Annotated in this window: 17 protein-coding genes; 4 read left to right on the top strand and 13 right to left on the bottom strand. The window is 40.4% G+C overall.

Annotation, left to right across the window (positions count from 1 at the left end):
- Positions 1–225 precede the first annotated feature (225 nt).
- The 7 genes from IQ274_RS12380 to fdxB all read right to left on the bottom strand — a co-directional run bounded on the left by IQ274_RS12380 (position 226) and on the right by fdxB (position 6,977).
- The gene (locus IQ274_RS12380) at positions 226–711 is read right to left on the bottom strand and encodes an ArsC/Spx/MgsR family protein (protein ID WP_163936887.1); all 486 of its coding nucleotides are present in this window, start codon (positions 709–711) and stop codon (positions 226–228) included.
- Between the two features lie 56 nt (positions 712–767).
- Entirely contained in the window at positions 768–1,379 is a 612-nt protein-coding gene (locus tag IQ274_RS12375; RefSeq protein ID WP_194142420.1) for a cupin, read from the bottom strand.
- A 199-nt stretch (positions 1,380–1,578) separates the two neighbouring features.
- The gene (locus tag IQ274_RS12370; RefSeq protein ID WP_194142419.1) at positions 1,579–2,064 is read right to left on the bottom strand and encodes a hypothetical protein; all 486 of its coding nucleotides are present in this window, start codon (positions 2,062–2,064) and stop codon (positions 1,579–1,581) included.
- A gap of 87 nt (positions 2,065–2,151) precedes the next feature.
- Positions 2,152–2,751 (bottom strand): cytochrome c oxidase subunit 3, encoded by a 600-nt coding sequence (locus IQ274_RS12365; RefSeq protein WP_163936905.1) that lies wholly within the window; start codon positions 2,749–2,751, stop codon positions 2,152–2,154.
- Positions 2,752–3,327: 576 nt separating this feature from the next.
- A complete protein-coding gene (gene ctaD / locus IQ274_RS12360; RefSeq protein WP_194142418.1) occupies positions 3,328–5,016 on the bottom strand; it encodes a cytochrome c oxidase subunit I in 1,689 nt (562 codons plus the stop codon).
- Between the two features lie 169 nt (positions 5,017–5,185).
- The gene (gene coxB, locus IQ274_RS12355) at positions 5,186–6,175 is read right to left on the bottom strand and encodes a cytochrome c oxidase subunit II (RefSeq protein WP_194142417.1); all 990 of its coding nucleotides are present in this window, start codon (positions 6,173–6,175) and stop codon (positions 5,186–5,188) included.
- A 508-nt stretch (positions 6,176–6,683) separates the two neighbouring features.
- A complete protein-coding gene (gene fdxB / locus IQ274_RS12350) occupies positions 6,684–6,977 on the bottom strand; it encodes a ferredoxin III, nif-specific (RefSeq protein ID WP_012407144.1) in 294 nt (97 codons plus the stop codon).
- A gap of 1,042 nt (positions 6,978–8,019) precedes the next feature.
- Here fdxB and IQ274_RS12345 point away from each other — a divergent pair.
- Entirely contained in the window at positions 8,020–9,615 is a 1,596-nt protein-coding gene (locus IQ274_RS12345) for a helix-turn-helix domain-containing protein (RefSeq protein ID WP_163931658.1), read from the top strand.
- Positions 9,616–9,785: 170 nt separating this feature from the next.
- On the opposite strand, the gene IQ274_RS12340 is transcribed toward IQ274_RS12345, so the two are convergent.
- Positions 9,786–10,763 carry a sucrase ferredoxin gene (locus IQ274_RS12340; protein WP_163931661.1) on the bottom strand — a complete coding sequence of 326 codons (978 nt, stop codon included), beginning with the start codon at positions 10,761–10,763 and terminating at the stop codon, positions 9,786–9,788.
- Between the two features lie 1,036 nt (positions 10,764–11,799).
- Between IQ274_RS12340 and IQ274_RS12335 the strand changes: the two genes are divergently transcribed.
- Positions 11,800–12,552 carry a Mut7-C RNAse domain-containing protein gene (locus tag IQ274_RS12335; protein ID WP_194142416.1) on the top strand — a complete coding sequence of 251 codons (753 nt, stop codon included), beginning with the start codon at positions 11,800–11,802 and terminating at the stop codon, positions 12,550–12,552.
- Between the two features lie 4 nt (positions 12,553–12,556).
- Here IQ274_RS12335 and IQ274_RS12330 read toward each other — a convergent pair whose 3' ends face one another.
- On the bottom strand, positions 12,557–12,778 hold the full coding sequence (locus IQ274_RS12330) for a hypothetical protein (RefSeq protein WP_163931665.1): 222 nt from the start codon (positions 12,776–12,778) through the stop codon (positions 12,557–12,559).
- Between the two features lie 111 nt (positions 12,779–12,889).
- Here IQ274_RS12330 and IQ274_RS12325 point away from each other — a divergent pair, with 111 nt between their 5' ends.
- Positions 12,890–13,891 carry an ROK family protein gene (locus IQ274_RS12325; protein ID WP_194142415.1) on the top strand — a complete coding sequence of 334 codons (1,002 nt, stop codon included), beginning with the start codon at positions 12,890–12,892 and terminating at the stop codon, positions 13,889–13,891.
- Positions 13,892–14,554, top strand: coding sequence for an HAD family hydrolase (locus IQ274_RS12320; protein ID WP_228058157.1), 663 nt, complete (start codon positions 13,892–13,894; stop codon positions 14,552–14,554).
- A gap of 17 nt (positions 14,555–14,571) precedes the next feature.
- Here IQ274_RS12320 and proB read toward each other — a convergent pair whose 3' ends face one another.
- The 4 genes from proB to IQ274_RS12300 form a co-directional block, all read right to left on the bottom strand.
- Positions 14,572–15,675: a glutamate 5-kinase gene (gene proB, locus IQ274_RS12315; protein WP_194142413.1), complete on the bottom strand. Its 1,104-nt coding sequence runs from the start codon at positions 15,673–15,675 to the stop codon at positions 14,572–14,574.
- A gap of 294 nt (positions 15,676–15,969) precedes the next feature.
- The gene (locus IQ274_RS12310; protein ID WP_190962947.1) at positions 15,970–16,509 is read right to left on the bottom strand and encodes a YqeG family HAD IIIA-type phosphatase; all 540 of its coding nucleotides are present in this window, start codon (positions 16,507–16,509) and stop codon (positions 15,970–15,972) included.
- Positions 16,510–16,562: 53 nt separating this feature from the next.
- Positions 16,563–17,189, bottom strand: coding sequence for a hypothetical protein (locus IQ274_RS12305; RefSeq protein WP_163931720.1), 627 nt, complete (start codon positions 17,187–17,189; stop codon positions 16,563–16,565).
- A gap of 207 nt (positions 17,190–17,396) precedes the next feature.
- The gene (locus IQ274_RS12300) at positions 17,397–17,969 is read right to left on the bottom strand and encodes a DUF3727 domain-containing protein (RefSeq protein ID WP_012407134.1); all 573 of its coding nucleotides are present in this window, start codon (positions 17,967–17,969) and stop codon (positions 17,397–17,399) included.
- Between the last annotated feature and the right edge of the window lie 17 nt (positions 17,970–17,986).

Raw genomic sequence — 17,986 nt, 5'->3', positions numbered from 1 at the left:
TTGGTTAACTTGATGGCTGGTTTAGCTGCTTACACCTATTTGCCCAAAAAACCGTCGATTGATATTTACCCAAAAGATTTGCCTGCTCTACCTCCTGCCATTTTTTAGTTCCGTCGAACTCACGTTAATTCACTCTAAATTTGTCTACTGAGTTTGAGAGCATGGTTGCATCTCAAACTCAATAACTAAGGTTTTAACAGATTACCTCAGTGCAAAAATCCTGTACTAATGTTTACAGTTGCCTTGCTTTTGGTGTTGTTGAGAACCTTGACCGTGATTATGATCTTTACCGTGGGAACAGTTTTGCAAATCTTGCTTCAAAAGCTTGTCGCTAATTTCTTGCAAGGATTCATCCACAGCTTGTAATCCAATCCAAGTATCAATCTTTTGTACATCAAATCCTACCTCACGGCGATCGCCTACTTCTAACAAAGGACGGCGAATTAGCAGTGGTTCTTTTAGCATCAGCGCCAAAGCGGTTTGTTCATCCACTTTTTCAGGAACCACCTCACCAGATTTTATCTTGGGGGCGGAAAGATTAAACCATTCGACTACGGGGCGATCGCCAAAAAATGAGCGCAACCGTTCAGCTGTCCAAGGTTCTTTTAGCAGGTTCTGTGGTATCACCTCATGACCAGCAGCTGTTAGCAAAACTTTTTGCTTAACACCACCTTTACAGCCTGGTTTGCTATAGAAAATTACTCTTGCCATTCAACTATCTCCTAATTACTCTTTAGCGCTAAAGCGCCAAGTACGAACCGATGAAATTAAAAATTCCTAGCTTTATGGCTAACTAAGTCAAACTCAAACCTCTCATTCGGATCAGTTTCGCCATAAATATTAAAAGTCACAGTTGGTTCATCACCCACTGCTTCTACACTGTGAATTGCATCGGGAGTAAAGCTAATAATGTCTCCTGGGCAGAGAGTTATCTCTCCCGTTGCTTCAATCTTGTCCTGAAATTCTGGGCTATTGGTGCGTCGCCAAAAAGTATTTTTTTCCTGGCCTTTTAGCACCGCCACGATTCCCCACGTTCCATGATTATGAATGTTTGAACGGGTTCCCGGTGCAAATGTTACTGTTTGCACTGTTAACGGAAAACCCAATTCATCATATAGGAGTAAAACAGAGTTTCCCGTTTTGGGTGAAGGCTCTAAATGTTGACTTTGTACCCAGTAGGAATTTACAATCAAGCGCCTTACAATCATCCGAATTTCTGGCAGACAATTGGTTTCATTGTCACTGCCATTGAGAACATCTTCCACCTCAGTTAAAAACCGATAAAGGCGGTAATTTTCTCTCAATAAATCCCAGGATCTTACAGATTTACAGGCTTGATGCTGACCGTCCCCTGTTAGCAGCCAATCCCTACCTTTCATAACTTTTAAATTGATAGCTGAGAAGATTGGATCACAATGATCGGTGAGACATTAGGAATGTTACCTACAGGAAGCTTAGTAGGTATGTTAATAGGAGGGATGATAGAGTTACTATCAGTACTTGCTCCTAATAGAGAATAGGATTTAGTAGATAACCAATTGTTCATGATTTTCACCTTGACTTTTCATTGCTGACTAATTAATCGTCTTCTTCTGCTGGCCGTGTCAAAATATCCAGCAGAATCCCAGAACCAAAATCATTTTTTTCGTCTATCTGTTTGACTCTGGTGCTGATCTCTTTTGCTTGCTCAATTTCTCCTAAATTTGCTAGCACTAATCCAGAAGCAGCATAAGCATTTAAGTACAATCGAATTTGTGGATCTTCTTTGCGATTGACTAATATAGGCTGAAGTTGCTCCCAGTCATCAGGAAATTTCTCTAGTTCTTTAATTTTATCTAATAATTTCAATGTTGTTTGTAATGCAAGAGAATAATTATTTTTATAATAGAAAAATCTATATGCTGCTACCAATACATCTGTATTTTCACCAGTCTGGGCTAAAGCTTGTTGAATATATTTTTCGGATTCTGATGTATTTTCCCAGTTTTGTGCAGCTAAAATTAATAGGTTTTTGATGTCATCTGGAACCTGGAACCATGAGAATTTGTTTGCATCAAGTTGCATAATAATTTTTTTGCGCGTAGGCAATAGGAAATAGGCAATAGGCAATAGTAAAAAAGTAATAATAATTACCAATGCCTAATGCCCAAGTTAAAACAAAGTGAGAACGTACACCAAGGTGAATAATACAATCCAAATAATGTCTACGAAGTGCCAGTAAATTTCTGTCATTTCGATGAAAGTATGATTGGTGGCAGAATATTCACCGGGAAGACGCGATCGCCACAATGCACGTAATATCAATAACAGTCCCACAAAAACGTGCAAACCGTGGAACCCTGTCATGATATAAAAGCAGTTGGCGAAGACGTTGGTGGTCAGTCCGTATCCCAATGTTGAGTACTCATAAACCTGACCAGCCAAGAAAATTGCACCCATAATTGCGGTAATTGCGTACCATAGTTGCATTCCCTTGACGTTATTCTTTTTAATCGCCGTATCACCAAAGTGAATGACGAAACTACTAGACACCAGAATAATGGTGTTAATCGTCGGTACAAGTAGTTCTACTTCACTCCCTTCTGGAGGCCAAACTGGTGTAATACCTCTGAAAAACAAGTAAGTGGCAAAAAATCCCCCAAACATCAGGGATTCAGAAGCGAGGAACGTCAACAGCCCCCAAACTCTTAAATCTGGATGTTCTTCGTGTCCTGCACTGTGATCTTCGCTCGTGGTTGTAGCTATAGTCATAGATTTTTTGACAATACGGTCTACTCTGTCTGTTGTGGAAGCTTGAATAAAGAATGAAGTCCGAACCAGCAAAATTTCCATTCTTTATCCAAAATTCTTGTTTAGCCAAACTCTTGACTTGTTCAGGAATTTTCAAAATTCCGAGTTTCGTTTTCTGAATTCGGGCATCCGTTTATTGAATTCGGGCATCCGTTTATTGAATTCAGGCGTTTGTTTATTGAATTCGGGCGCTCGTTTATTGAATTCGGACGTTCGTTTATTGAATTCGGACGTTCGTTTATTGAATTCGGACGTTCGTTTATTGAATTCAGGCGCTCGTTTATTGAATTCGGGCGTTTGTGTTCCAAGCCAATACAGTTCAGTTAAGCATCTCTTTCTTCTCTCTGCGTTCTCTGTGTCTTGGCGGTAGCCTACGGCAAGCCGCTCCGCGTCTACGTTAAAAAAAACGACTTTGGTAACAGAGTTTTAGCCTTAACTGAACCGTATTGGGTTCCAAGCTTGGAGTTTCGAGTTGCCAAATCTAATGACTAGAAGTTTCAGTGACTTTGAGTGCGATCGCAATACTGAATTTAGCAACTAAGCACTAGCTTCCGGCGTTGCAGATGGCTGTACTTCATTACTATGACCATGACCGTAGTCATAAGGGCCATGAGTCACAACCGGCAACACTTCCCAGTTTTCAATTGCAGGTGGTGAACTAGTTGTCCATTCTAAAGTCAAAGCTTGCCAAGGATTATCACCAGCCAAAGGCCCTTTCAGCCAACTGTAAATCATGTTGATGGCGAAAGGAATTACCGATATCCCCAAAACAATTGAACCAAAGGTACAAAGTTGATTGAGGTCGATAAATTGGGGGTCATACATTGCCACCCGTCTAGGCATTCCTTTCAAACCCAACTCGTGCATGGGTAAAAAGGTCAAATTTGTGCCGATGAAAGTGAGAGCGAAATGAATCCGTCCCAAGCTTTCATTCAACATCCGTCCGGTCATTTTGGGGAACCAGTGATAAATACCTGCGTAAATACCAAACACGGAACCGCCAAACAGAACGTAATGAAAATGTCCGACAACATAATATGTGTCATGGACATGAACATCAAAAGGCGCTGTTCCCATCGTCACACCACTTAAGCCGCCCATGACAAACATGGACAACAAGCCAATGGCGAAAAGCATCGCACCGGTGAAGCGGATTTTACCACCCCAAAGGGTAGCAACCCAGGCAAAAATCTTCACGCCAGTGGGAACTGCAACGATGAGAGTGGAGATGGTGAAGAACATCCGCATCCAACCGGGTGTACCACTGGTAAACATGTGGTGTACCCAAACGAACAAACCCACAACGCAGATGGCTACGCTAGAATAAGCGATCGCTTTATAACCAAAAATTGGCTTGCGGGAGTGAACTGGAATTACCTCCGACATGATGCCGAAGATGGGCAGAATCATTAAATATACTGCCGGGTGAGAATAAAACCAGAATAAGTGTTGATAAATTACAACGTTACCGCCTGCATCTGGTTTAAAGAAGGAGGTACCAAAGTTGAGGTCAAACAACAGCAGAACTAAACCGGCTGCTAATACAGGTGTGGAGAGAAGCGCCAGCAGAGAGGTTGCCAAGATTGCCCAGCAGAATAGGGGTACTTGATCCCATTTCATGCTAGGAACCTTCATCATCAAAATGGTGATTACGAAGTTCAGCGAACCCAAAATTGAAGAAGTTCCCACCAAAACGATCGCAAGTATCCACATAGTTTGAGCGATTGGTGCTGTCACCAAACTCAAAGGTGGATAAGCTGTCCAGCCAGATTGTGAACCACCAAAAATGAAACTACCTAATATAAGTAATCCTGCTGGTGGGTTTAACCAAAAGGCGATCGCGTTCAGCTTCGGGAAAGCCATATCCCTAGCACCAACCATCAACGGCACTAAATAGTTACCAAATCCGCCAATAGCGCTAGGGACAATCCACAGGAAGATCATAATCGTCCCGTGATTGGTCATGAAAGCGTTATACAGATTGGGGTCGAGTACGTCTGCATCTGGTGTTGCTAATTCCACCCGCAGAGCGATCGCCATCAGCCCGCCGATGAGATAGAAGACAAACGCCGTCACCAGGTATTGAATACCAATAACCTTGTGGTCAACATTAAATGTAAAATAATCTTGCCATTTCCACGCCTTCGGATGAGAGGTGTGGCCAGCCACCATTTCCGGTTTCTTCCCTTCTGGTGGAGTATTCCGTGGAAATTCTACCTGCGTCATATTTTTGTCCCTTGTCGTTTGTCATTTGTCCTTTGTCTTTTTGTCCTTTGTCATTTGTCCGTTGTCATTTGTCCGTTGTCATTTGTCCGTTGTCATTTGTCCGTTACGAATAACTAATGACCAATGACTAATGACCAATGACCAATGACCAATGACCAATGACCAATGACTAATGACCAATGACCAATGACTCTAGAGTTGCTGCACTAATTCCCATATCATGGGTGTGGGGTGCGAGAAACTCTGATGTTGATAAGTCGGCTGGATTAACTGCAACGACTTGATTGAGGTTTTGCTGTTGAGCAATCTGGTTTTCTGTCCGCCAGTTCTCATAAGCTTCTGGTGTGTGGACAATTACCTCTGTCCGCATTGAACCGTGATAACCACCGCACAACTCAGCACAAACTACGGGATATGTACCTGGTTTGGTGGCAACAAATCGTAGTTCGGTAGGGATACCGGGAAGTGCATCTTGCTTCAAGCGGAAGTTTGGCACCCAGAATGAGTGAATTACATCTTGTGCTGAAAGGTTGAGTTGGACATCAGCACCGACGGGAATGTGCAATTCTCCAGAGGTAATGCCACTATCAGGGTAATTAAATATCCAGGCGTACTGTATCCCTTTGACATCAACAACTAAATCGGCTGGTTTGTTTAAGGTTTGAGGAGACGCGCCAATCCCGATTGTTGGGGCAATTGTTGGAGCAGCTGTTGCTTCAGAGGTATCGCTTAATGTAGCTGCGATAGCGGTTCCCGACTTATGAGCAACATGAGCGGCTGAATGAGGATGACCAGCAGCCTCAAAACCGCCCATTTGGTTAAAAACATCTACACTGTAGATGCCCAAACCGAGGACAATCACTGTGGGAATTGCTGTCCAGAAGATTTCTAAGGGAACGTTACCTTCTATTGGTAAACCATCGGTATCATCACCGCGACGGCGACGAAACTTCACCAAAAAAATCAGAATAGTTCCTTCTACCACCAAGAAGAGTGCGATCGCAATGGTAAACATGACGTTGAAAAAACCGTCTACCAAAGGCGCTTGTAGCGATGCCTGCATCGGCATGAGAGTGTGGTTTTGACCGATCCAAATGCTGATTGCTGTAACTACTATCCCAGCAACCAGAGTCCATAGTGATACAGGAACTTGTTGCATACATGCTACCTGCTTTGTAAACAGTCTTTTATAGGTACTGGGGATTGGGTACTGGGTATTGGTAATTGGTAATTGGTCATTGGGAATTGTTATCTATTCCCCATTCCCCATTCCCCATTCCCCATTTCCCATTTCCTTTTCACTTATTAACTTTCTAACGTGCAGCCATAAAAAAAGGGGGAAAATTCCAGATTTTTTCCATATCCTTCCCCCAGAAAATTACAAATTATATTTCAACTCCTATGAAAAAGTTAGCCCCCTGCTTTCAAAAAAGCTAGTTGTTCCAAGAGGGCACTGTTAACCTAATATTGATTAGGCTATATTAGCAGCAAGTTTAATTTTGTTAATAGCTAACATTTTACGATTTACGGATTTGTTTACTGTGAACTATTTATTAGTTACAGTAAATACTTAGTATTCCCCTCAAGTTACCTTGCCTAGCGCATTTTCGCTTTCTACAAACAGTGCCTCCTTGAATTAACAACAACCTTGGCTAACTTCAAATACCTTAATTATTTACTGCAACATGGGTGTAGCAATTCTTCGGACAAATCCGTGAACAAGCTTCACAACCAATACAGTTTTCTGGAGAAGTAACTGCCATTACTTTCCGTTCAATTTCTTCATCATCTTCGTCTTCTACAAATTCACCTTCTTCATTGAGCGCCTTCAAACCTAGCACGTTGTATCCGCACACTTTAACGCATCTGCCACAGCCGATACATTTATCTTTGTCAATTTCCTGAGCAAATTTTGGTGTCCAAGCCTTTCCGCCAAATGTCAAACCTGTTAGTTGCGCCATGAATAAATCCTCGGCATTTTTGCCTATCAATCTGTTTGTGCATTAATCATCATATTATCCTAATCTTTTCTTTTTTTGTATTCAAAACTCACTTTTGCATCATAAAAAATCGATGATTTTGAACACAATGAGAAATCATTTTTCAAATCACAAATAGATGCAAAATATTGCCAATAATAATTGGCAATGCTTAAAATTCTCTCGTTCTTCCGAGCCGTATGAAAAGGCATTTATTAAGTCTCTGACTGAAAGCAGTAGCCCCTAATCAGCCACTCCTATGCAAGGCATAGAAAGGAGAGACGCATAAATTACAGCTTTGAAACCTACCCTTGTCGGTAAAGGCTTATGTAAATGCGAGTATATCGATAAAAGTGATGATATTATTTTTCAAATAGTTTTAGCTTTAGACAAATAAGTCTAGATAAACAGTATAAACATATACAAATTTAAATGTTCATTAATTACATTTTGATATATGCAATATGTATTTTACAACGCAACAATTTGCAATTTAATTTGATTCAACTATTTATATAAATGATGACAAAATAAATATTGCTTTTCGATTTAAATAAATATAATGAATTTATGAAGGAAACATAATCATTTTATAAAGCAACTGTGATTTTTATGGCAGAATACGATCGTGCCTTAAATATTAAAATTATTAACAAATCAGATGAAGTTCAATTACACAAGGCTTAGATATGTTCTCAAAACACTTTATGGTTAAAGTTAAAATGTTCATTAAATACGTAATCAAATGAAGATTAAGATATCTTTCTAAGCTCGGTACGAACAAATTAATCATTTTTTTCATGAAATGTATAGTTAATAAATAAGTTTTGTCAGGCTCGGTTTAAAAGCCTTAAATAGCTTCCTATTGGATGCCAAGCCAAAATATGGATGTGGGGAGTGAATATGGTGAGAATAATTTTTTCTCGCCAGAAAGATTATGTGGTAGCGAGTCATGAATAGACAGGACTCATCCAGGGGAGACCTGAGACAGACATCTCAACGATTAGAGTGGGAAAAGAGCCTTATGCCTTATACAATTCCTAACAACAGTTGCGTTGGATGTGACAACTGCCGCCCCCAATGTCCTACGGGTGCAATCAAAATAGAGGACAATGAATATTGGGTTGATCCTGGTCTTTGTAATAATTGTGAGGGCTATTATTCAGAACCGCAATGTGTAATAGCTTGTCCAACTAATTCTCCCATTCCTTGGCAGGCGAAAAAGGGGAGATGCAAGGTTGAACCGAGAGATGCTAGCAGTTTAGACTTGTTTTCTAACGGCAAGAATAATCCATTTGCTTCTGCGATCGCAATTTGGGAAGCTTGTAATGTACTAGGGCAACGCACATCGCTACATTGGGAAACCGATGAAGACGGGTATCTATGTTATAGCCGACAAGTCAATCAAGGACGAGGTGCGATCGCCTTTCACATCCAAGATCCATTCCAAGTTAATGACAAAGCTACCGATATAGCAGCAATTGAAGGGCTTGATATCAGAGCCGCTTGTATACATCTAATTTTTGCAGGTTATGCCACAGCCTTAGAGCAACCTTGGGAGCAAGAATTTGCGATCGATGAACGACAAATCGAGAAATATTTGGGGATGGAGAAACGCAAAGACTTGAGCAAAGCTGCCAAGCTAGCTTTAATGAAAAATCTTGTTCAGCAAGCTTGCTCCCTAATTATCTCCATTGACTGGCCCCAGCAAGGTCGAATTAACGGATTCTCTGTGACAAACAGCCGCTTATGGCACTTAGTAGATATTCAGCACCACTTTCAAGAAGACAATCATGGATGCAAATATCTGATTGGGCTAACTTTTAAAGTCAAAGCAGGCTTATGGGCGCAATATTTCTTAAACAAACAAGCATGTAAAGAGCGAACTGCATTCTATCAATACGGTAGTCTCCCCAAAACGCTGCTAACCACAGTTATGAGCATTTGGCAGCAACATGAAGGCGCGGTTCGGTTAATGCTGTGGTTGCTGTTTAAAACCAAAATGGGCAAAGAACAACGCATTACCATTCCTACTTTGCTGCGTATTGCTTACGGTGAAGAAAAAGTTGCCCTTGCCTCTAGACAACGCGAAGAACGCAAACGTCTACTGCGAACCTTTGAAAGCGACTTGGAAATTCTCAATCACTATGGAATGAAGCCACTTTTCGATCCAGTTACTTACCCACCAGAAATTCAACCTTTGTGGGCGAAATTAATCGATCTTCCCGAAGATCCAGATGAAGCATTAGAATTTTGGACTAACGACGGTGGTTCTGAAACTCGCCTCACAGACACAGGCCCCCGTGGTAAGTGGAATCTGCTAATGAATGCGCGGATTTTAGCTTTTGAACTCCCACCAGAATGGGAACAGCAAATCTCAGAATCGGAAAAAAAGCAACGGCGAACTGCTAAAGCCAAAAAGAAGCCCAAAGCTACAAACGATTTACTGGGTGAACAGATTTTGCAGGCGCGAAAAAATTTGAATCTTTCCCAAAGAGAATTGGCAAAACTCACAGGTAAAAGCCAAAGCTGGATTCGAGATATCGAGAATGGTCGTTTAAAAGCCAAATTAGAAGACCAAGTACTATTACGAAAAGTCTTAAATATGACTTCATCTTGATTTGGAATTTAAACGCAGAAAGACGCAGAGATTTATTACGAATTTGTGTAGCGTTATACTAAATACAGTATTTAATTAATTTGTAGCAAACTAAATTTAGTAATACTCTGCGTTCCTCTGCGCTTCCCTTTGCGTCCCTCTGCGTTTAAAAACTTTCTCTCTCTCTACCTCTATGTACTATAACTCATTACCTTACTAGAGGTAATCCAAAGACTACCAACAGCATATTTAGTAACTACCAACTCTCGTGTAGCATTGCATGAACTCTTCAGTTGTTGAGTCTTGGTTTCATCTTTCACAAGTTTAGCTTGGTAAGTGTAGAGAGAACCACAAGGTTGTTCAAAACTAAGTTCAGCTAAGATAGTACTATTGTCTAAACTTTGCTCTAAAATTTTGCCTGCAACTTTGTAATTAAACCAATCCCAGCCTTTATAAAGAATTAACTCTCTTTCCAAAACCTGAAGTGCAGTAGGCAGAATTCCCCAGCCTCGATAGACTTTATGTAAACATTGAATATCACCAGTACGAGTCAAAATTGATCTAAATGAATCTTGATCGAGACGACCATAGTATCTTCCTTCTGGCAAATCTATAACTGTTGGTGCAAACCGATGGCCACCAAAGTGTGATGATTTCCAAATTCGCACATTATCTAAGCACAAATCAGCATTTTTCGCTGTCACATGAAAGTAAAAAGGAGCGCCATATCTAGCACAACACTTATCATGGCTACCGTGGGTACAAACTAAAATATCTCTAGTTGTACTAGTTTCTACTTCAAAATTAGAATCGATACCCCATATCCACTTTTGGACAACTCCTGCCACTTGCTCAATATTTGCTAGCTTAAACTCTTGCTTATGGTATCCATTACTTAGCCCCTCTTCTTTTTGATAAATTAAAAGTGTAGTGTGATTGACCTTGTGTGATACATCATTAGCAATTAAAAGAAATCTAATCGGTAGTTTAGCACGCTTCACTTCTTCTACCAAAACCCTCAAATTCTGAGGTACCCATTTGGAATTAAGGGCTTCTGATGTCCAAGGTAAAGGACACTCAACTAAAATATAAGTTTGATAATTAGTGGCACTACCAATAACATCTTCTCCTACTTGACGTGAATCGTCAGAACAAAAAAAAGTATTCATCTCGCTGTACTCATTAGCGTATTTTATGGACAAAAGGTATTACCAAATACATTTGTGTTCTTCACTACAATATCCTTGGCTAAAGGAGATACAAAAGAACAATATTCATTTCCCTATTAAAACTAGGTAGCCACTTTATAACATCATTATTGATCGAGGTCTTTCCGGTTAATAAATTTTCCACAATAAAGATAAATAGTGTCAAGATAGATTTTTCCGTATGAGCGACGTTAATTTTGTATCTAGTTTTATTGTTCTTTGGTATTTTATAAATTTTCACTTGCTGAAACTCGGTTTTTATGAACTTGCTTTCTTGGGTAAAATCAAATAAATTCAATCTTATACATAGACGCAAACCTACTTGGAGAGTTACCAAGGATTAACTTGCTGACAATCTCAATGTAGCCGATACTACAACTAAAAACATGGCTGGCAATAAGATACTTGTTTAAAGTTTTGCTGAAGTTATTTATATAGTTACTTAACAATCCTGTTTTTACATCTAAAAATCTAGTTTGTTGTCTTTCTTTTGAACAAGATATTCCTAAAGAGCGATGTGGAATCAGCCAATACGAGTTTAAAAATCTTTCTCCCCTATCTACTTTTAATATATCTATAAGTTTATACATATTGCGAATAATTCTCAATTAAATTAGAAAAATAAAAACAACCCAATTAGGGATAAATGCTTTAGTGCCCCATATTTCATGCACGATAAGTTAATGTTGAAAACTAGTGACCAATTATTAACAGCATCACTGAAATCAACATTGACAAACTTGTTATTTACCTTCTTACCTAATCTAACTTCATGAAGCTTATGTCAGAGTTTGATGATAGGCATCTAATTTGACTGTAACTGAACTCAATAATAAATGCAAGTATTTGAGAATCTTTATACTTTTAATTAAGCTAAATGGGCATTTTATAGTAGAAATACTTCACTTTAACAAATATTGATTTTTTCAATACAATAGATAGAGTTTTGCAATTGTGACAAATTGTTGCCAGTAGGGTAATCCAAATATCTGTGGCTATGGCGATCGCATATTTCTACTTCCATGCAGAATTGAATCATTTTTTACCACGGCATCACAAGCAGGTGAAAATATCTCATTTTTTTGAGGAGAAAGCTTCAATTAAGGACATGATTGAGTCGTTAGGTGTCCCTCATCCCGAAGTTGATTTTATAAAAGTTAATGGTAAATATATAAATTTTTCTTACATAGTTGCGGATGGAGATGCTATCAATGTTTATCCAATTTCAGCTAGGAGTGTGATTATACCAAGCATTTCTGTTTTGCCAAAACCGCTCAGTATTATCTGCTTTGTTTTAGATATTCATTTAGGGAAGCTGGCGACATCGTTACGACTTTTAGGTTTTGATACTTTATACCGCAATGACTACGAGGATGATAATTTAGCCCAAATATCCTCTAGCCAAGGGCGGATTCTGTTGACTCGTGATAAGGGTCTATTGATGCGTAGTTTGGTAACGCATGGGTATTACGTTAGAAACACTAACCCTCAAGAACAAATTATAGAAGTACTACAACGCTTCGACTTATTTAAATTAATTGCACCATTTAAACGGTGTTTGCGTTGCAATGGATTATTAGAATTTGTAGATAAGCAATCCATTATTGAACAAGTGCCAGAAAAAGTGCGATCGCAGATCGATCAATTCCAGCGTTGCCAAGACTGCGATCGCATTTATTGGAAAGGTTCCCATTATGAACGATTGCAACAGTTTATTGATGGAGTAATCAATTCACAAAAAGTTGAGTAACTATTTACCCAGCTGAGATATTCCCACTAATTATTTGACTACCTCCGATTCTGGGATCTTCATCTTCGCCATTCAAATTATCAGGAGTGGGATTTAGCTTACTCTCTCCACTAACTTCTTTTGGTTCAATGGGATCTGCCTCTTGAGCTTTATCAATATAAAGAGAGTGAGGAGTTTCTTTAGCATGAGAGAAATCGATCAATGGATCGGGTTGCTCAGTATTCATGAGTTGCTAAATAATAGTTTAGTTTTTTCTAGTGTTAAATGTATCTTGAGTGCAAACATCTTTCTTCAGAAAGAAACTAGGTTCTGTGATGGTATAAGAAAAGGTGAGTGAATGACATTAATTTTAGCTCTCGATTTTGGCGGAACTAAGCTGGCGGCTGCATTGGTAAATGTTGGTTCGAGAAAGTGGTTACGTTATGAACGTCGTCTATCACCAGTAGGTGCAAATGCTAGCACTGACTTGGAAATTATGCGATCGCTCATTTACTCGTTGCTAGAAGACGCAAAACCTGCTGCGATCGGTGTCAGCTTTGGCGGCCCGGTTGACGCTTCCACGGGGACGGTGCGGCTATCTCATCATGTCGCTGGATGGGAAAATATTCCTCTCAAAGCTTTGTTGGAGGAGGAGTTTGGTGTTCCTGTTGGTGTAGACAATGATGCCAATGTTGCTGCTTTGGGTGAACACCGCTTTGGTGCGGGACAGGGATACAATAACCTGTTTTACATTACTGTCAGCACTGGCGTGGGTGGTGGTTGGATACTCAATGGCCAGCCTTGGCGGGGTGCTGGTGGGATGGCTGGCGAAATTGGACATATCGTTGTAGATCCGGCTGGGCCAGTTTGTTTGTGTGGGAAACGGGGATGTGTGGAACGTTTGGCTTCGGGGCCTTATATGGCCCAAAATGTTAGGGAAATTTTGGAAAACGTAGACGCGCCAGCGGCTTCCCGGAGGGTACCGCAGAGGCGCGAAGGACTCAGAGATGGAGAGATTTTGAGGGGTTTGGTGGGGGATAATTTAACGTTGCTGACGGGGCAGTTGGTAAGTGAAGCGGCGGCAGCTGGGGATGATTTGGCCAAGGAAGTTTTACACAAGGCTGCTTGGGCGCTGGGTGTGGGTATTGGTAATGTGGCAAATTTGATGAATCCGCAGCGCTTTGTGTTGGGAGGCGGTGTGACGAAGGCGGGTGAGGATTTTTGGCAGGTGGTGCGTCAGGTGTCGCGGGAGACGGCTTTACCGGAGGTTGATTTTGAAATTGTGCCGGCGGTGCTGGGTGATGATGCGCCTTTGTGGGGGGCTGTGGCGATCGCTTCTATGACAATCCCGAATTTGTAAATGAGTCAGGCGTGGAGCGTAATGCAAACAGAATTAGTTATTTTTGACTGTGATGGAGTGTTGGTAGACAGCGAAGGATTAGGCAATCGCGTTCTTGTGGAATTTGTCGCTGAGTTTGGGCTGGCAATGAAACTTGAAGAAGCCATTTTATTATTTAAGGGTTGCAAAATGGCTGATTGTATTACTGTCATTGAGCAAAAACTTGGGAGAAAAATGCCGCAAGATTTTGTAACTCAGCTTCGTGCCCGCACTGCTGAAGCATTCGAGCGTGAACTACGTCCTGTAGAAGCAATAGAAGCAGCTTTAGACAAGATTAATCTACCTATTTGCGTTGCTTCCAGTGGCCCGCCAGAAAAAATTAAGTTAGCTTTGCGTGTAACTAATCTGTTGTCTCGATTTGAAGGGTGCATTTTTAGTTCGTATGAAATTGAAAGTTGGAAGCCAGCACCTGATTTATTCTTATATACAGCTAAAAATATGGGATTTCAAGCTCCATCTTGCACTGTTGTAGAAGATAGCGTTTTGGGTGTACGTGCAGGTGTTGCTGCTGGTATGAGAGTTTTAGGTTACACCGAGCAAAGTGAGGCTCATCTACTTGAGGCATCTGGAGCGCATATCTTTTACTCTATGCACCAACTGCCTTCTTTGCTATCACACTATTAGACTATCGGCGCTCCATCCTAAATCAAAACCAAATTATCCCGGTGAATAACTGTTTCTACACCGGCATAGCCTAAAATTGTAGGAATTTCTCGTGAATGACAGCCACGAATCTTTTGCAGATCATTGCTGTTGTAATTCACAAGTCCTCTGGCAATTTCGTTACCGTTGCTGTCACACAATTGCACAGCATCCTGTGTATCAAATTCTCCTTCTACTGCCTTAATTCCAGCAGCTAATAACGATTTTCCTGCTAGAGAAATTGCCGCGATCGCACCTTCATCTAAATACAATTTACCCGCAGGTAAAAGTCCGTAAGCTATCCAACGTTTACGCGCCGAAGTTGGTTCAAGTTGCGGTTCAAAATGCGTTCCAATAAGTTCGCCTTGGATAATTTTTTCGATATTCCGGGGAAATCGCCCTTGAGTAATTACAGTCCGCACTCCCGCAGCGATCGCAATCCTCGCAGCCGAAATTTTTGTCACCATCCCACCAGTACCCCACTGAGAACCTTGGGAACCTATTTGTAACTCAGCTAATTCTTTAATGCTACTAACTAGAGCGATCGGCCGCGCATCTGGCACGGAACGGGGATCGGCTGAGTATAGCCTATCGACATCGGTGAGCAAAAATAGCCAATCTGCTTCTACTAAGCTGGCAACTAATGCCGAAAGAGTGTCATTATCACCAAATTTTAGTTCGTCTATCGCTACGGTATCATTTTCATTGACTATGGGGATCACTCCCAGCCCCAGTAATTCCTGAAAGGTGTTGTAGGCATTGAGATAGCGGCTACGCTGTACTAAGTCACTCCGTGTCAGTAATACTTGAGCGATCGCCTGTTGCAAGGTAGTAAATAAATCATCGTATATCCGAATTAACCTACCTTGTCCAACTGCTGCTACAGCTTGTTTGAGTGCGATCGCTTTAGGACGTTCAGTTAACCCCAACCTTGCACAACCCACACCCACAGCGCCAGAAGAAACCAAAATTACCCGGTGTCCCTGACTTCTCAAATGGCAAAGTGTTTCCGCCAAGGTAGCAATAGTGGAAAGTGCTAATTGTCCCGTTTCTGGTTGAGTAAGGCTAGAAGTACCGATTTTGACAACAATTGTTTTAGTCATTGGTCATTGGTCATTAGTCATTAGTCATTGGTCATTAGTCATTAGTCATTGGTCATTGGTCATTAGTAACTGACGAATGACTACGGATAAATGACAAAGGACAAATGACTAAAGAAATTTTAAAGCGCCAATCCCTCTATAGTGAAGGCTGACGCTTTACGGGTGTATATTTACTTAGTATGAGTTAGGGTCTTTTTTGGCTGACCCCATGTTATTAATACTTATGATCCCCGATTTTTGGCTTCCAGTAAGATTCCTTAACCATTTCTTTAGATTTACTTTCCTGACGATTTTTTAAGTTTTGTGAATCTTGCTTTTCTTGGGGGTAATAGAGGCTCCTAAGATTTCAGATATCCAAACTTCAAAATTGCGGACGGGATGAGAGCGGAGGGCTGCGTCTGCATGGACAATCGGCTCAACTAGAATGGTAAACATCCCCAGGCGATTACCTGCTATGACATCGGTAAATAAGCGATCGCCTACCATCCCGACTTGATGCACTGGTAGATCCATTGTTCTGACTGCTGCCCTAATTTTGCGTCGAGAGGGCTTGGCTGCACCCAAATAGTAAGGTAAATTGAGTGATCGCGCAATTCCCCCAATTCGTGCTTCACTCAGGTTGTTACTTACCAAACACAATGCAGTACAGGTACGAATTTGTTCTACCCACTCTCGTAGTTCTGGGGAAGCCATCCCTACTGTAAAAGGTACTAAGGTTTCGTCTACATCCAACACCAGCCCTTTAAGCCCGTATTTTTGAATAATATCTGGTGTTAGATTCAACACTGAACCTTCTAAAATCAAGTCAGGTTGCAAAAGGTTGTTCCAGGCCATAGTCAACAGTCAAATTTAAATAGCTCAGACAAATGAGCATAACCCAATATAGTTTAGTTAGTCGAACTGCATTCTGGAATATCTCCCTGAACATTTTGAGATAAAATCCCTAATATCTTATCTATCTCTTTGATGTAATAATTACTCAAATCAATAAATATATCGTTTTCTTCTAACTTCAAAAACTTCCAAATATCCCCTGTAGTTACTGCGCCGTAAATTTTTCTGATTTCATTTCCTTCTTGTTGATTAAACAATTGTGCTGCCAACATTGCGGCCGCACATTGACCTAATCCCCCTTTAATATTTTCATTTTTGGCTTCAATAATAACCACTACAGGCACATTAATTGTTAGTTGCTCTTTAGAACGACTGATGATAAAGTCACAATAGCCATTCAGACCGTTTTCTGCATCTACATTAAAATCTGTTCCAGAAAATAAACTAATTGGATAATTAGCTCTGCGTCTTACCTCCAACAAGATCGGAGTGATAATCATTTCTGAACGAGCTTTTTCAGTATTAATTGCTAAAGCCAATTCTGTAGTTTCTTCTAAAGAATTTTTGAGTTTCTCACTTGCCTGTAAAGGTTCTATGTCGGCACATAAATCAGTTTCTTCATCGATGCGGATGCTGAATGACTTTTTAAATTTACTTAATGTAAAGTCGCTATAAGCCATTTTCAGCACCTCATGGTAATTTTTTATTATTGGATTAAAAATCCTTGCCAAAATGCTTTTTTCAGAATCTTAAACAACACAAATTACCCCAATTTGGTATCAATGTTTCATTGCTTCCAAATTTAATGGGATATGGTAAAAGGTTTAAGTAGATTTCGATTAAAATAAAAATTCAAAATGAAAATGTAACATTTTGAATTTTTATTTTTATTCTACTTCATTAAAAAGATGTTCCTCTAACAGGGGTTGCACTTTGCGAAACTCCTCTGGAGAGAGTAATTCCGGTTCACCTGTTTTTGTTATCCGTGCAAAAAATAACAGGGGATCGAGGGGTGTATAAATTGCATACTCCTGATCTTCATCATAGAAGCTAGCAAGTAGCTGTAATTGCTCTGGATCTAAATCTGCCTCTTCGTCTTCAATTTCTAAGGTGAAGAGTTCTGATTCTTCAACTGGCGGTAAATCACCTGCAACCGTCAAAGCATAAGCTGTGTTCTTCAATATCAGATTCTGCTCAGATAGTACAGCTTGGGCAGTGGCAAAAATTTGCTCAATGATGTTGTCGTCTTCTACCAGAACCGCTTCTTCTTCCTCATCGTCGCCTTCCCAAGAAAAAATCTCTACAGGTGAGTCTACAGGAAGAAGTAAAACGTATTCTTGTCCATCAACCTCAAGGGAATGCTCTACATAACATTCGAGCGATCGCCCTTTTTCATCGGTTAAAGTGATGGAACCCGCATGAGCGTTATCATTTTCTTCAGGAAATGGAGGAGAAAACATAGCCGAAATGTAAAAAT

Source organism: Nostoc sp. LEGE 12447 (genome assembly GCF_015206985.1).
In the GTDB taxonomy this organism is placed as follows: domain Bacteria; phylum Cyanobacteriota; class Cyanobacteriia; order Cyanobacteriales; family Nostocaceae; genus Nostoc.
This window is presented reverse-complemented; position numbering and strand designations above follow the sequence as displayed.